Here is a 274-nt window from a genome sequence, read left to right on the forward strand (position 1 = left end):
CACGCTCGTTCCGTCCGTGCCGTTCGTGCTGAGCGTCAGGTTTTGCTTCACATCCGAAGCGGATTCGCCGCTTGCATAGCCTACTTCCACTGCCGCTTTCGCTGCTGCCACTGCTTCAGCGTCCGTTTGTGCAAGCTTCGTTACCGTCAATGTGAAGGTCTTCGTCTCTTCGACGGAGCCCTTCTTGATCGATGCTGTCAGCGTTACAGTCGCATCGCCTGCTGTGTAGCTTGGGCGGGTCACCGTTCCGTCCGCCTTGATAACACCTGTTTTG

The 274-nt window shown here is 56.9% G+C and carries 1 protein-coding gene; it reads right to left on the reverse strand.

Annotation, left to right across the window (positions count from 1 at the left end):
• A partial coding sequence (locus tag SBI19_RS29430) for an immunoglobulin-like domain-containing protein (RefSeq protein ID WP_317973083.1) occupies positions 1 to 274 on the reverse strand: 274 nt, incomplete at both ends.

Origin of the sequence: Paenibacillus sp. CCS19 (assembly GCF_033239625.1) — a bacterium.
Lineage (GTDB): Bacteria > Bacillota > Bacilli > Paenibacillales > Paenibacillaceae > Paenibacillus_T.